The sequence below is a fragment of the Salarchaeum japonicum genome (assembly GCF_020614395.1).
Taxonomy (GTDB): domain Archaea; phylum Halobacteriota; class Halobacteria; order Halobacteriales; family Halobacteriaceae; genus Salarchaeum; species Salarchaeum japonicum.
Genome location: NZ_CP085324.1, coordinates 501,443 through 514,406 on the forward strand (window position 1 = coordinate 501,443; position 12,964 = coordinate 514,406).

16 protein-coding genes are annotated in these 12,964 nt (G+C 62.4%); 7 read left to right on the forward strand and 9 right to left on the reverse strand.

Annotated elements, in window-relative coordinates; all coding sequences use genetic code 11:
* Positions 1-33: 33 nt before the first annotated feature.
* The 4 genes from LI334_RS02850 to LI334_RS02865 are packed head-to-tail and all read right to left on the reverse strand — an operon-like array spanning position 34 to position 3,471.
* The gene (locus tag LI334_RS02850; RefSeq protein WP_227261663.1) at positions 34-1,356 is read right to left on the reverse strand and encodes a GTPase; all 1,323 of its coding nucleotides are present in this window, start codon (positions 1,354-1,356) and stop codon (positions 34-36) included.
* A gap of 41 nt (positions 1,357-1,397) precedes the next feature.
* On the reverse strand, positions 1,398-2,306 hold the full coding sequence (locus LI334_RS02855; protein WP_227261664.1) for a sodium:calcium antiporter: 909 nt from the start codon (positions 2,304-2,306) through the stop codon (positions 1,398-1,400).
* A 36-nt stretch (positions 2,307-2,342) separates the two neighbouring features.
* Complete coding sequence (locus tag LI334_RS02860) at positions 2,343-3,167, reverse strand: rhodanese-like domain-containing protein (RefSeq protein WP_227261665.1); 825 nt, start codon at positions 3,165-3,167, stop codon at positions 2,343-2,345.
* Between the two features lie 43 nt (positions 3,168-3,210).
* Positions 3,211-3,471, reverse strand: coding sequence for a hypothetical protein (locus LI334_RS02865; RefSeq protein ID WP_227261666.1), 261 nt, complete (start codon positions 3,469-3,471; stop codon positions 3,211-3,213).
* 78 nt (positions 3,472-3,549) lie between these two features.
* On the opposite strand from LI334_RS02865, the gene LI334_RS02870 reads away from it, so the two are divergent.
* Positions 3,550-4,257: a fumarylacetoacetate hydrolase family protein gene (locus LI334_RS02870; RefSeq protein ID WP_227261667.1), complete on the forward strand. Its 708-nt coding sequence runs from the start codon at positions 3,550-3,552 to the stop codon at positions 4,255-4,257.
* Here LI334_RS02870 and LI334_RS02875 read toward each other — a convergent pair.
* Complete coding sequence (locus LI334_RS02875) at positions 4,254-4,622, reverse strand: cupin domain-containing protein (RefSeq protein ID WP_227261668.1); 369 nt, start codon at positions 4,620-4,622, stop codon at positions 4,254-4,256. The two genes, LI334_RS02870 and LI334_RS02875, sit on opposite strands and share 4 nt — an antisense overlap.
* Positions 4,623-4,729: 107 nt before the next feature.
* On the opposite strand from LI334_RS02875, the gene LI334_RS02880 reads away from it, so the two are divergent.
* The 3 genes from LI334_RS02880 to LI334_RS02890 all read left to right on the forward strand — a co-directional run bounded on the left by LI334_RS02880 (position 4,730) and on the right by LI334_RS02890 (position 6,598).
* Positions 4,730-4,909, forward strand: coding sequence for a DUF5786 family protein (locus LI334_RS02880; protein WP_227261669.1), 180 nt, complete (start codon positions 4,730-4,732; stop codon positions 4,907-4,909).
* A gap of 86 nt (positions 4,910-4,995) precedes the next feature.
* Complete coding sequence (locus tag LI334_RS02885; protein ID WP_227261670.1) at positions 4,996-6,183, forward strand: redox-regulated ATPase YchF; 1,188 nt, start codon at positions 4,996-4,998, stop codon at positions 6,181-6,183.
* Positions 6,184-6,226: 43 nt separating this feature from the next.
* On the forward strand, positions 6,227-6,598 hold the full coding sequence (locus tag LI334_RS02890) for a hypothetical protein (protein ID WP_227261671.1): 372 nt from the start codon (positions 6,227-6,229) through the stop codon (positions 6,596-6,598).
* On the opposite strand, the gene LI334_RS02895 is transcribed toward LI334_RS02890, so the two are convergent.
* From LI334_RS02895 to LI334_RS02905, 3 genes are read right to left on the reverse strand one after another with little or no spacing between them, the layout of a single operon-like run.
* Entirely contained in the window at positions 6,595-6,942 is a 348-nt protein-coding gene (locus tag LI334_RS02895) for a DUF5518 domain-containing protein (protein WP_227261672.1), read from the reverse strand. The two genes, LI334_RS02890 and LI334_RS02895, sit on opposite strands and share 4 nt — an antisense overlap.
* Positions 6,943-6,983: 41 nt before the next feature.
* Positions 6,984-8,030, reverse strand: a complete 1,047-nt coding sequence (locus LI334_RS02900; protein ID WP_227261673.1) for an extracellular solute-binding protein — start codon at positions 8,028-8,030, stop codon at positions 6,984-6,986.
* A 41-nt stretch (positions 8,031-8,071) separates the two neighbouring features.
* A complete protein-coding gene (locus tag LI334_RS02905) occupies positions 8,072-8,242 on the reverse strand; it encodes a hypothetical protein (protein ID WP_227261674.1) in 171 nt (56 codons plus the stop codon).
* 201 nt (positions 8,243-8,443) lie between these two features.
* Here LI334_RS02905 and LI334_RS02910 point away from each other — a divergent pair, with 201 nt between their 5' ends.
* Positions 8,444-8,728, forward strand: coding sequence for a translation initiation factor eIF-1A (locus tag LI334_RS02910; RefSeq protein ID WP_227261675.1), 285 nt, complete (start codon positions 8,444-8,446; stop codon positions 8,726-8,728).
* A 518-nt stretch (positions 8,729-9,246) separates the two neighbouring features.
* Complete coding sequence (locus tag LI334_RS02915) at positions 9,247-10,452, forward strand: tetratricopeptide repeat protein (RefSeq protein ID WP_227261676.1); 1,206 nt, start codon at positions 9,247-9,249, stop codon at positions 10,450-10,452.
* A 14-nt stretch (positions 10,453-10,466) separates the two neighbouring features.
* Here the strand turns inward: LI334_RS02915 and LI334_RS02920 are convergent, their stop codons facing one another.
* Positions 10,467-11,186: a hypothetical protein gene (locus LI334_RS02920; RefSeq protein WP_227261677.1), complete on the reverse strand. Its 720-nt coding sequence runs from the start codon at positions 11,184-11,186 to the stop codon at positions 10,467-10,469.
* Positions 11,187-11,258: 72 nt separating this feature from the next.
* On the opposite strand from LI334_RS02920, the gene LI334_RS02925 reads away from it, so the two are divergent.
* A complete protein-coding gene (locus LI334_RS02925; RefSeq protein ID WP_227261678.1) occupies positions 11,259-12,923 on the forward strand; it encodes a hypothetical protein in 1,665 nt (554 codons plus the stop codon).
* Positions 12,924-12,964: the final 41 nt, after the last annotated feature.

Here is a 12,964-nt window from a genome sequence, read left to right on the forward strand (position 1 = left end):
CCCGTTCGGGGATAAGCCTGTTCGCCTACGAACCTACAGGTCGAACACGTCGTCCAGCACGCCCGCGGGGGTCGCGTCACGGAACTCGATGCGGTAGGACACGTCCACGATTGGCGCGTCCACGTCCACGACGCGTTCGAGCGCGATGGGCGTCCCCGCGACCACCGCGTCCGGACTGACCGCGTCGATGGTCGCTTCGAGGTCGGCGACCTGAGCGTCCGAGTACCCCATCGCCGGGAGGACGCGGTCGAGGTGGTCGTACTCGTCGAGCACGTCCGCGATAGACCCGACCGCCGCGCCGCGCGGGTCGAGGCGTTCCGCCGCGCCGCACTCCTCCGCGGCGACCGTCCCCGCGCCGTACGCGGCGTCCCCGTGCGTGAGCGTCGGCCCGTCCTCCACCACGAGCACCGACGCCCCCCGAATCGGGTCGGGGTCGTCGGCGGTGACGACGGAGTCCGCGTGATAGACGGGCGCGTCGGAGTTCGCGTCCCGCACCCGGGAGACCGTCTCCGCGATGTCGTCCTCGCTCGCCGCGTTCTCCTTGTTCACGACGACCGCGTCCGCGGCTCGGAGGTTCGCCTCCCCCGGATGGTAGGTGTCGGTGTCCCCCGGGCGCAGGGGGTCTGCGAGCACCACGTGGGCGTCCGGCCGCACGAACGGCAGTTCGTTGTTCCCGCCGTCCCACACCAGCACGTCGCTCTCGTCGCTCGCGCGCGCCAATATCGCCTCGTAGTCCACGCCCGCGTACACCGTGTGGTCGCGCTCCACGTGCTGTTCGTACTCCTCGCGCTCCTCCACGGTCAGACTGTCGAGGTCGCCGACGGTGTCGAAGCGCTGCACGCGGTTCGCGGCGAGGTCGCCGTACGGCATCGGCTCACGAACCACGCCCACGTCGAACCCCCGCTCCTGGAGTTCGTCCGCGAACGCCCGCGAGAGCTGTGACTTCCCGCACCCGGTTCGCACGGCGTCCACCGCCACCACCGGCACGTCCACGGCGAGTTGCATCTCGTCCGGGCCGACGAGCCGGAACCCCGCGCCAGCGCCGAGCGCGCGCGACGCCGCGTGCATCACGCGCTCGTGTGAGACATCGGAATACGAGAAGACGACCGTGTCCGCGTCCTCCTCGCGCACGATGTCCTCCAGCTCGGCTTCGGGGCGAACGGGGATGCCGTCGGGGTACCGGGGGCCGGCGAGTTCGGGCGGGTAGCGGTCGTGTCCCGCGTCGGTCTCCCCGAGGTTCTGGCCGGGCGCGCGCGTGAACGCCACGACCTCGACGGACTCGTCACCGCGGAAGACGGTGTTGAAGTCGTGGAAGTCGCGGCCCGCCGCGCCCATGATGACCACGCGTTCTGCCATACGGGAACGAGGGCGGGGACGCCCAAAAGTCCGGAGGCCGCCTAGAGGAGGACGGCGGGGAGGTAGCAGAGGAGACAGGCGAGCGCGCTCCGCCGCTCCATCGCGCCCTCCCGCGCGAGCAACGCGAGCACGACCGCCGACACCCCGGTCATGTACGCGATTGGGAGGAGGACGTTCCCGGAGACGGCGAGGCCGCCGACGGCCGCGCCGACGCCGAGCGAGAACAGCGGGTCGGTGATGTTGCTCCCGAGGAGGGTGCCGACGGCGATGCCCTCGCGGTCGCGGCGCACCGCGAGCACGGCGACCGTAATCTCGGGGAGCGTCGTGCCGAGGCCGGTGACGACGCCGACGAGGTACGCCGGCACGCCGGTCTCGACGGCGAGCGCGCGCCCGCTGGACACGAGAACGTGCCCGCCCGCGACCACGAGCGCCAGCCCGACGACGGTGCGGAGCGCGGCGCGGGCGCGCGTCGTGTCGCTCGTGCGCTCGGCCAGCCCCCCGTAGTCCTCGTGTTCGTAGAGTGCGGCGAGGAACACGACGTAGAGCGCGACCGCGAGCACGCCCTCCAGGTGGCTGACGCCGCCGCCGGTCGCGACGAGCGCGGCCATCACCGTCATCGCGGCGAGCATCCCGCCGCCGTACGCCGCGACCTTCCCCCGGGAGACGACGAGCGGGCCGACGAGCGCGACCACGCCGATGCCGAGCGTTATCTGGGACGTGGCGGAGCCGACGATGTGGCCGACCACGAGGTCGCCCGCGCCGTACAGCGACCCGTATATCGCGGTCGCTATCTCGGGGAGGCTGCTGCCGACGGCGACGACGGTGATGCCGACGAAGAACGTGGAGACGCCGTACCGGCGGGCGAGCGCGCTCGTGCCCTCGACGGCGCGGTCGCCGCCGAACACGAGCATCGCGACGCCAACGACGAGCAGGGCGACGGTCGCGAGCACGCCCGGGCTTCGCCCGCCACCCCGAAAAAGAACGGTCTATCCGGTGACGGTGCCGGCGACGAGGTCGGCGAGTTCGCCGGTGACGCTGTACGCGGGCGTGTCCACCCGCACCGTCGTCGCGTCCGTGATGTCGTCGAACCGGAGGTGGAGTTCGTAGAAGCCGTCGTCGCCGATGGGCGCGGCCTCCTGCTGGCCGGACTCCACGGCGGTCGCCCACGCGTACTCGCCGCCGTACGCGGCGTCGACGCGGCCGTCGATGTGGTAGGCGGCCGGTTTCTCGAAGTCCGTGCCCGCCATCGGATAGCTCTGGTCGTGCCACGTCCAGAACCCCTCGTCGATGACGTACACGTCCGTGTAGTCCGCGGACTGGAGGGCGGACGCCCGGATGGAGGAGAGGTGGTGGGGACAGCCGCAGTAGGCGACGACGCGGTCGTCCGTCGGCCAGCCCTCGACGGGGCCGCCGGACGCCTGCGTCTGCGCGGGACTGTTCACCGCGCCGTAGATGTGTGAGTGCTCGTACTGGGTCTTCGGGCGGGCGTCCACGAACCGCGCCTCGCCGCGGTCGTACCAGTACTTCGCCACGTCGATGGGCGCGAGTTTCACGGTTTCGCCCTCGACGTCCAGCGTCTCGAACGCGTCCGTGTCGATGGAGCGCTCCGCGGGCGGGTCGTCGAACTCGGGCGGCAGGCCGTCCGCGGGGTCGGGGTCGTCGGGGTAGTCGCCGTTCCGGACGAACGTCGCCTCTAGGTTCCCCGCGTGGTAGAGCGCGGACGTGCCGCTTCCACTGCTCCCGCCGAGACAGCCGGCGAGTCCGGCGGCGGCCGCGCCGCCCACCGCGCCGAGGAACGCGCGTCGGTTCATACCCATGTCAGGGACTCGGATAAGTTAGGGTTGACGCAGTCGGCTACGCCCGCGCTACGTCGGTGACGACGCCGAACGTCGCCCAGCCGTCGCCCGCGTTCCGTCCGACCACGAGGTCGTCGCCGTCCGTCACCAGGCGGTAGTCGGCGTCGTCGTCCACTCGGGCGGCTTCGCCCTGGAAGTCCTCCTGGAAGAACTCCGCGCTCTCGATTTCGAACTCGTGCGTCTCTCCGTCGGCGAACGTCAACGCGACGGGGTCGGGCGCGACGTTGTACACGCGTTTCGCGTGCTCGTTCAGGCTCATACTCGCCGGGAGGGCGCGCACTGGCAAGGCGGTGTCGGGAGCGCAACGCCTACGGCGGCCTCCCGCGAACCCGAGCGCATGAAACTCGCTCGCGCCCGCATCGACGGCGAGGTCGTCGAGGGACGCTACGAGGACGGCGCGCTCGTCACCGCTGACGCCGAGCACGACGTGCCCACCGAGGACTTGCTCGCGCCGTGTTCGCCGTCGGCGCTCTACTGCGTCGGCCGGAACTACGCGGCGACGCTCGACCAGATGGAGTACGAGCGCCCCGACCAGCCCGACTTCTTCATCAAGCCCCCGGTGTCCGTCATCGGCCCCGGCGACGAAATCCCGTACCCGAGTTTCTCCGAGGAGGTGACGTACGCCGGCGAACTCGCCGCCGTCATCGACGAGGAGTGCACGAACGTCTCCGAGGACGACGTTCCCGAGGTCGTGCGCGGGTACACCATCATGAACGACGTGGACGCGCTCGACCAGCCCGGCCGCACCGCCCGGAAGGCGTTCGACGGCTCCGGCCCGCTCGGCCCCTGGATAGAGACCGACCTCGACCCCACGAGTATCGACATGCACACCGTCGTGGACGGCGAGCGCCGCCAGGAGTCCAACACCGAACTGATGCTGTTCGACCCGCACGAGATAGTATCCTTCCTCAGCGAGCGGTTCACGTTCAAGCCCGGTGACGTGGTCGCGTTCGGCAGTCCCGCGAACCCCGGAACCGTCGAACCCGGGAGCGAGGTGTCGATTACGTACGAGGGCGTCGGCACCCTCGAAAACACCGTCCGTTAGAGCCGCTCCGGGTTCTCGACGGTTCGCTCGGACGCGTCGGCGTCGCCCGTGTTCAGGGTGCCCGCGGGTTCGACGAGGAGGACTTTCGCCTCGCCGTCGCGCGCGACCGGTCTGTGTTCGACGCCCGCCGGCACGACGACGAGTTCGCCCGCCGCGAGTTCGACGGAGTCGCCGTCGCGGAGCTCGATGGTGAGGCGGCCGTCGAGGACGTAGAACAGTTCGTCCGCGTCCTCGTGGGCGTGCCAGACGAACTCGCCCTCCAATCGCGCGGCCTTCACGTGCTGGTCGTTCGCCTCGGCGAGCACGCGCGGACTCCACTGCTCGCTGAACGAGTCGAAGGCGTCGTCGAGACTGACTTTCTCCATACGCTCCGATGGGCGGCGGCCGGAATGAGGGTTCGGGACGCGGAGCCATGGCACGGCCGGGCGTATCCGGGGGGTTCTTCCGTCCCCGTCGCGTTCTCCCGAACCCAATGGGCTTCGGAAGCTACGACGAGTCCGAGCAGAAAGACCAGAGCGCGAACGTGGACGAGGACGCGGGCGTGAACGTCCACGAGAACGACCACGAGGGCGAAGTCGCGCTGGAGGGCGGCGACGACACGGACGCGCTCGTGGACGCGCTCAGCGACATGAAAGACAGCGACGACGACTAACGCTCGGTTCTTCGCCTTCTGGTAGCGAGTGACACGCCACCGGGTGTTTCAGAACCCGTTTAGGCGCGAATCGTCTCTTTCGGGTAATGAGTTACAAGATCGGTCTCGTGGGCAAGCCCTCGGTGGGGAAGTCCACGTTCTTCAACGCGGCGACGATGGGTGACGTGCCGGAGGGCGCGTACCCCTTCACGACCATCGACCCGAGCCTCGGCGAGGCGTACGTTCGCGTGGACTGCGCGGCCCCGGACTTCGACGAGACGTGCGAGCCGAACACGGGCTACTGCCGGGACGACAAGCGCTTCGTCCCCGTGAAACTCGTGGACGTGGCGGGCTTGATTCCGGGCGCGCACGAGGGGAAGGGCCTCGGGAATCAGTTCCTCACCGACCTGAACGAGGCGGACGTGCTCGTGCACGTCGTGGACTTCTCCGGGGAGACGGACATGGAGGGCGAACCCACGGAGGGCCACGACCCCCGCGACGATATCGACTTCCTCGAAGCGGAACTCGACCAATGGTACCTCGGGATTCTGGAGAAGGGTATCGAGCGCTTCGAGACCCGGCACATGGCCGAGACGGAACTCGAAGTCGAACTCGCGGAGCAGATGAGCGCGTTCGGCACGAACAAGGACGAGATCAAACAGGTAATTCTCTCGCTCGGCCTCGAACTCGACCCCGAGACGTGGGACGACGCGGACGAACTCGAACTCGCCCGCGAAATCCGCAAGCGCACGAAGCCGATGGTCGTCGCGGCGAACAAGATGGACACGCCCGAAGCCCGCGCGAACTACGAGGAGATTACGAGCGACCCCGACTACGACCACCTCACCATCGTCCCGTGTAGCGCGCACGCCGAGAAAGCGCTCAAGACCGCCGAGGAGAACGGCGTCGTGGAGTACACGCCGGGCGCGAGCGACTTCGAGATCACGGGCGACGTGAGCGACGAGCAAGCCGCGGGCCTCGAACAGATTCGGGAGTTCGTCTCCGAGTTCGACGGCTCCGGCGTCCAGCGCGCGCTCGAAGCCGCGCTGTTCGAGGAACTCGACGCCGTCGCCGTCTTCCCCGGGAGCGCGAACGGGAACTGGACGAACGGCCCGTTCCCCGACTGCTTCGTCCTCCCCGCGAACGCGACCGCCGAGGACTTCGCCTACCACCTCCACTCCGACATCGGCGACGGCTTCCTCCACGCCATCGACTGCCGGACCGACCGCCAGATCGGCGCGGACACCGAACTCGAAACCGGCGACGTGGTCGAAGTCATCTCCACGAACCAGTAACCACCAGAAGACACTTCCGCCTACTGACTGTTTCTCCGGGAAGATGCCCATCACCCGTCGGTGGTTCGTTCGAACCGCGCCGCTCGCCGCACTCGCACTCGCCGGGTGTAGTTCGTCGCGGGAAACCGGCGTCACCGACCTCTCCCTGACGAACCACACCTCAAGCGAGGTGACGGTCACTGTTCGGGTCGTTCGCAAGGACGACACGCGAGTACTCGCCGACACGGTTTCGATAGCCGTCGGGGCGACTCGAACGTACGAAAACCCCGTCGACGGGTCGACGGTTCGCGTCAGCGTCGATGTCGAGAACGGGCCGGAAGGGACGCGTGAGTGGACGGAGTGGGCGAGTGATTCGTCCGGGCTGTTCGTCGATATCCGCGAGCGGGACGTGTCGTTCTCCGTGGTCGCCGCCTAGTACTCTTCTTCGAGGTAGCCGCCGATGTAGCCGCCGGCGGCGCTCAGGGCGGCCGTGATGCCGACGACGAATACGACGACGAAGAGGACGGCGACGATGCCGAGCGCGGCGAATTCGATGGGGACGAAGGGGAGCGCGGCGGAGAACACCGCGAGCACGAGAATGATGGGGAGGGAGGCGACGAGTCCCGATATCGCGCCGACGCGCGCGCCGTCTCCCGGGCCGTTCGCCTGGAGGTAGCCGGCGGCCGCGCCGCCGAGGACGGGTGAAACGCCCGTGAAGGAGAGGACGACCGTGACCGCGGCTCCGATGAGGGCGTTGATGAGCGTGTTGTCGTTCGCCATACGCGTCAGAACGCGGCCCCGGGATAAGTCGGTTGTGTCGGTTAGGCGCGCGCGGCGGTGACGGTGCGTTGCCACGCGGCGAGCCAGTCGTCGAGGGAGGCGGCGAGCACGTCGTAGGCGGGGTTGACGGTGGCGTCCGGGGTGCGGACGTACTGGTCGAAGTCCTCGGGGAGCGCGGCGTCCTCGATGACGGGGAGCGCGCCGGTGAGCACCGCGAGGCGGCCCTGGACGTTCGGTTCGAGGAGGAACTCCGTGAAGGCGTCCGCGTTCTCGGGGTTCGCGGCGTCCGCGAACCGGCCGACGCCCTCGACGTGTCGGTAGGCCGCCCCGTCGAGGAACTGCACGCGGTAGCGTTCGAGGTCGAGGCGGTCGCGCGCGGCGAACAGGGTCGTAGTGGACGTGCCGACGAGGAGCGCGCCGAGGCCGTTCCGGTAGGCGGTGCGGGCGGCCGTGCTCGACGCGACGAGGTGGGCGCCCGCGTCCAGGAACGCGCGCCAGCGCTCGCAGGCGTCCGCCAGGCCGAACTCGCGCACCGACCACGCGAAGAACGCGCGGCCGAGCGCGTCCGTCCGGGGGTCGGGGACGAGCGTGAGCGGCGCGTACTCCGGGGAGAAGAACGACGCGAACGACGCGGGCGGGTCTATTCGCGTCTCGTCGTACACGAGACACACGTCCGAGCGCGTGACCGGGAGCACGCGCTCCTCGGGGTCGAACTCGTACGCGTCCAGCACGCGGTCGTAGCCGTTCGCGGCCGCGAACAGGCCGTCGGTGCGGTCGCGCGCGGTGGCGAGCGCGGACGGCGTGACGCCGAGGAAGGCGTCCGCGTCCACCGCCGCGCCCTGGAGGTGGCGGGCGACGTACGCGGACAGCGCGCCCGGCGGCGTCTCCCAGGAGAGCGAGGTTTCGGTCTGCGCTCGGAACTCCTCCGCGAGCCAGTTCCCGGCGACTTCGGCGTCGGGACTCGACGCGACGAACTCGCGGGTCGCGCCCGCCGTCAACGTCTCTGCGGGCGTACTGGAGTCCGCGCACCCGGCGAGGCCGGCGAGCGCGCCGGAGGCGAGCGACGTGAGGAGGGCGCGACGACGCATCACTCGGTTCTCGTCACACGACGACCTTAGGCTTTTACGACCTACACGCCGCCGTACATCGCGTGGTTCTCCTCGTCGACGAGGTTGTGGAGGCGGCGTTCGGAGGAACCGAACTGGTGTTGACAGCGCTCGACCCACGAGGTCGCGTCCTCGATGGTGGGGTGGTCGGTCGTCGATGCGGGCGTCGCGGTCGGTGTCGTGCTCTGACTCATCTGGGTGGTGGTGACTCGGGTGGATAGCGGGCGGGGCTGTCGGGGGCGTGCTGGCGTGCGAGTGCGTGTACGGATAACATCACGAGTACTCCCACACGCGAGACTATCATAAATGTTCATGTTTATACTGGGTGTTGCCACTACGAGCCGTGCTACCACACATATCGGATGACTTTACCGTCTCCCCACCCAAACTAAACTGTGAGTGAAGAAAGTGGCCGCCGGAACCTCCGGATGCCAAACGACGACGAAGTCTTCGCCGTGGTCTCCCAACACAACGGGGGCAACCACGTCGAACTCCAGTGCGCAGACGGCAAAACACGCATGGGCCGCATCCCCGGCCGCATGAAGTACCGCGTCTGGATCGAGGAGGGCGACGTCGTCCTCGCCGAACCCTGGGACTGGCAGGACGAGAAAGCCAACGTCGAATGGCGCTACGACGACCAGGCAGCAGAACAGCTCCGCGAAGAAGGCCACATCGACTAACAGACTTCTCACGTCGTTTCCCGCCGCACAGCCACGGGTATCGCGAAAACGGCCTCGGCACTCGAACCAGTAATTATTACCGACTCACAAAATTATTTATAGATGAAATTCAGTTCTCATTCAAACCGACAGACGACGATGGGATACGCCGGACGATGCGCCCTATGTATTGGAACCCGTTTCGACTGAAGGCAGCAATCCACACTACCCAAACAAAGTAAACTGCTTTGCACGCTTTTTGGACGAACACGCACTCGAACCAGTAACTATTACCGGCTTACGAAAGATTTTATAGAAGAAAATTCGATTCTCACTCAAATCGATAGACTGCGAAGGGATGTCCTCTCAGATGCGCCCTATGTTGTGGAATTCCTCTCCAGCTCTCGGGAGTGTTGCACGCTACCGAAAAGTAGAGCCACAGTTTGCTGGAATCGTCATTCATCCGTAGAATAATAATACCGTGGTGGTTTTGTCCAGTCGACAAGAGTGAATATATGTCTCTCAGGCCCATACAACAGGTGGAAGACGATTATTTCGATAATTTAGGTGTTGTCGCTCGGGATAATCCAGAAGATATCATCGAATTTCTCGAAGATATTTACGAACACGTGGAGCAAGGTGCGCTGCAAGAGGGTGGATACGAATACGAAAATTATCTCACTAGATTTGCTAGCGATACGTTCTGGGATACTATAGACGACCTGCTAAGCGCAGATTCTATTGAAACGGACGCTGACACGGATGACATCAGATTCGGGCTGTTCGTCTTGATGATAAAGCGTGCAATACACCCAGACCCTTCCGACTTCAACACGCTCTCTGGGCTAGATGAAGATTATCGGGACTTAGTTCCAGACAGACCCACGAAGCCGTATTTCCGCTCACTACTGTATCGCTACGGGTATGAGCGTGGACATCGGCAGACAGGGATTCAGTTAGCGTATGAAGCGGTAGATGCGCAAATAGAGAATCCATCTATTTACGATAATTTCGCAGCTCAGGTAGTCGAAGTTGACGACCAATTTGGCATCGAATCCATCGATTTGGACATAGGCGATAGTGATGTTAGCGAACTCGCACTAGAGTACGCCGAGAAAGCTGTTCGGCAGGATTCTACCGAAGCCGAATACTATGCGACACTGGGGCGGGTGTATTCTCTTCGTGGCGAGTTGGACGAAGCTGAGCGGAATGTTCAACGAGCTATCGAACTCCGACTAGATGAAGAAACACAAAGACGACCTAATACGGCCTCCTTTAGGAGTATCCTGAGAACAATCAAGTCGAAAAGGAAGATACAGAAGATAGAATCTCAATACGAGAAGGCCCAAGACCAACTTGAGGAAATCTCAGAGAAGCACGACTCTCTCGAAGAGCAATACGAATCTCTGGATGAGAAATACAATAGTATAGAATCTAAACTTGAGGATGCGGTAGAAAAATATCGCACTCAGACGTTACAGTTCATTGGATTCTTTACAGCCCTTCTCGCTGTCGTAGTGACCTCTGTCCAAGTTACAGAAATCACGAGCTCAGTTTCCGAAGCGAGGTCGCTCATTATCACACTAATCGGTGGTATACTCGTTTCATTTGGCGGTTTCAGTCTTATGCTGCCTGATAAGGAAAGTGGATACTCGAAACCGCTTCGGATTGGAGGTCTAATACTAATTGGGACTCTCCTCTTATTGGCCTCTATCGTAGATGTTCCGTACCTCAGTGGAATTTGACAGGTTACATAACGCTATGATATACTCAGTTTCTTTGCCTTCTCAGGCGCGTCTCGCAATTGTTCAAAATGCTCCTCGTTCCTGATATTCTGTGCTAAGGTGAGTAATTCTCTCCCTCTCAGTTCAAGCCACGTTGTCCCAAGGCGACTCCGCTCTTCCTCAGTCGCCGGCATCCAGTAACAATCTCCGATGAATTTCTTGCTACCCTTGGACGCAAACGCGAATGCAGTAGTTTCCTCCGGCACCGAGGCTAACGCGTCCTGAGCAGCAATCAGATACTTGGTCCCCAATGCGATGAAGACCAAGTCGTAGCCTTTGGCAAGGATTTGCCGGAGGTCTTGAGGGATATTCTTCTCTCGACTGACGGCGTCTATCAACTCGTTGTTGGTCATCTCACCTACGTCAAATCCGAATCCCTCCGCTCGTTCTCGAACCTGCTCAATCTCGTTAAATGTGCGCTCGTAGGAGGGAATCTCTGTACTGGAGGAGGGCACTCCAAATCCGGCGGAGATGATACACCAATCAACGTTGGCGACCTCCGAAAGCCGCTCTACGGCAGACTGGGTATGTCCGTGTTCCCTCCCCGTGTACATCTCAGCCGCCGGAGCCACAGACTCGGGGAACTCCTCAACCAATACCTCCCTTGACTTCTCGTCGACCCGTCTACAGTCAGCTACTGCCTCGTATCGCTTGCTTCCAGAGCAAGGTGACACGACGAGGACGTCCAGTTCCATGATTTCAGTTGCTACCGGGTGAATCGTACATCCTACGGTTTCTTGAAGATTCACCGGAACATTCAGCTAAGCATGGACTTTCGCGCTCTCCCTGATTTCCCGCGATTCAATCTCGGGGTGAGTCTCCTTATTGGACTACTTTCATCCGGTCTCTTGTTGATTCTCCCTGCCGACTCCATCTCATCGTTGTTCCAAGTCTTAGCACTCGCACAGGCATCCCTGTTAGCGATTATCGTCTCGGTCGGCCTATTGAGTGTCCAAATCGCTGCTAACCAGTTCACTCCCCTAATTGGACGACGCTTCGAAGAAGACGAATTCCTCACGAGTACGATTCTGCGTTTCGGAGCTTCAATCGCTCTTGCTCTGATTGCTATGCTTCTCATTCCTGAATTGTACCCACTCACGGGGCGACTCCCCTTATTCGGACTTGTTCTGCTCATCGCTGCCGGAACCGGTGGTGCGACGTTCAGTTTCCTTTCGGTTATTGAGGTCAAGGACGATATGCTCAATTATTTGAACCCTGAATCGATACTCGATGATTTGCTTGAGGACGTGTCTTTTGAAGCGTATCGGAGTTTTTCCGAAGAACTGCAAGAGAACGGTCCCACCGCCCGGAGCCCTGTATTAGAGATTTTCCAGATTGGTCAACGGGCGTTCGAGGACAACGATAATCACACGGCGTTATACGCTATCCACACTTTGGACAAGGCTAGCCAGAAGATACTGACCGAATACGGCGAACTCACTGAAGAGGAACGTCGAGATGTTAGTTTCCATCAGCGGGACCTGTTCGACTACTGGAAGCGACTTATTGACTCTGCCGTCGAAAACGGGACCGATAAAACACTCTATCAGATTGTCCTCAGTCAAAAGGAGATAGCAACAGTAGCAGCAGAAAATCGATTGTCTAGTGTGGGCGGTGAAGCAGCGAAAACACTCCAGTACCTTTGTGAACAAGCGTATCAGCGGGACAGACTGGATAAAGGCTACTACGCACGATTCAAGCATATCCTCGAAGCCAGCATCAAATACGACGTTCCAGGGATTGCCAACTCGACGGTTATCTACATGAAATCGTTTGCCTTCACCATCACTCGAGATTTCGAGCACGAGGGCGAACACCGGAGTTGGGAGGAAAGCATCGTCGACAACCTATTTGCGTACCTTCGAGACACTTGGTCGAAGGTGTTTGAGGAAAAGAGCGGCCAAATTAAGGACGGAGAGTATCGGGACCTTCACGACCGGTTTGAGAAAACTATCGGTCATTACGTATCTACCTGCTGGGCGTTCGACCGTCCGTATCCCTCGAATTTAGAATCAGACTTGACCTCTGTAGCTATCTCGGCAGCAGAAAATGACGAACAGTGGGCCGTCTCGCGCATTACTCGAATGCTCATTGAGCTGTGGGTTATCACCGAGCGCCGAGATAGTCGACGAATTAACGGCTTGGCGAGGATAATCGATTCTGGAGGTCGTAAAGGTGTTGAGGATGCATTCGACCATATTCTGTCCTACGAGCACGTAGACCCGGATGATATGGGAGAACCGGTAGTTATTGGGGAAGATGACTGGGAAGAGAAAATGGAACAGCAGAGTTCGAAAATGTACGACAATGTAGTCGAGGGCATTGGTCGGCTGAATTCAGTACCGGACTTCAGAGAGCACGTAGTTGGGCTTAGAGAACAGATGGAAACCCGCTATAACGACTTTTTCGCTGATTCAGATACGCAGAGGTAGCCGAAGCGAGATACCAGACTAACCTCTTTGTATCATCGTCC

Coding starts and splice junctions, on each gene's coding strand:
- LI334_RS02885 (WP_227261670.1), top strand. CDS start 4,996: ATGAGTTACAAGATCGGTCTCGTGGGCAAGCCCTCGGTGGGGAAGTCC.
- LI334_RS02850 (WP_227261663.1), bottom strand. CDS start 1,356: ATGGCAGAACGCGTGGTCATCATGGGCGCGGCGGGCCGCGACTTCCAC.
- LI334_RS02875 (WP_227261668.1), bottom strand. CDS start 4,622: ATGGAGAAAGTCAGTCTCGACGACGCCTTCGACTCGTTCAGCGAGCAG.
- LI334_RS02905 (WP_227261674.1), bottom strand. CDS start 8,242: ATGAGTCAGAGCACGACACCGACCGCGACGCCCGCATCGACGACCGAC.
- LI334_RS02920 (WP_227261677.1), bottom strand. CDS start 11,186: ATGGAACTGGACGTCCTCGTCGTGTCACCTTGCTCTGGAAGCAAGCGA.
- LI334_RS02895 (WP_227261672.1), bottom strand. CDS start 6,942: ATGGCGAACGACAACACGCTCATCAACGCCCTCATCGGAGCCGCGGTC.
- LI334_RS02880 (WP_227261669.1), top strand. CDS start 4,730: ATGGGCTTCGGAAGCTACGACGAGTCCGAGCAGAAAGACCAGAGCGCG.
- LI334_RS02865 (WP_227261666.1), bottom strand. CDS start 3,471: ATGAGCCTGAACGAGCACGCGAAACGCGTGTACAACGTCGCGCCCGAC.
- LI334_RS02870 (WP_227261667.1), top strand. CDS start 3,550: ATGAAACTCGCTCGCGCCCGCATCGACGGCGAGGTCGTCGAGGGACGC.
- LI334_RS02925 (WP_227261678.1), top strand. CDS start 11,259: ATGGACTTTCGCGCTCTCCCTGATTTCCCGCGATTCAATCTCGGGGTG.
- LI334_RS02890 (WP_227261671.1), top strand. CDS start 6,227: ATGCCCATCACCCGTCGGTGGTTCGTTCGAACCGCGCCGCTCGCCGCA.
- LI334_RS02900 (WP_227261673.1), bottom strand. CDS start 8,030: ATGCGTCGTCGCGCCCTCCTCACGTCGCTCGCCTCCGGCGCGCTCGCC.
- LI334_RS02860 (WP_227261665.1), bottom strand. CDS start 3,167: ATGAACCGACGCGCGTTCCTCGGCGCGGTGGGCGGCGCGGCCGCCGCC.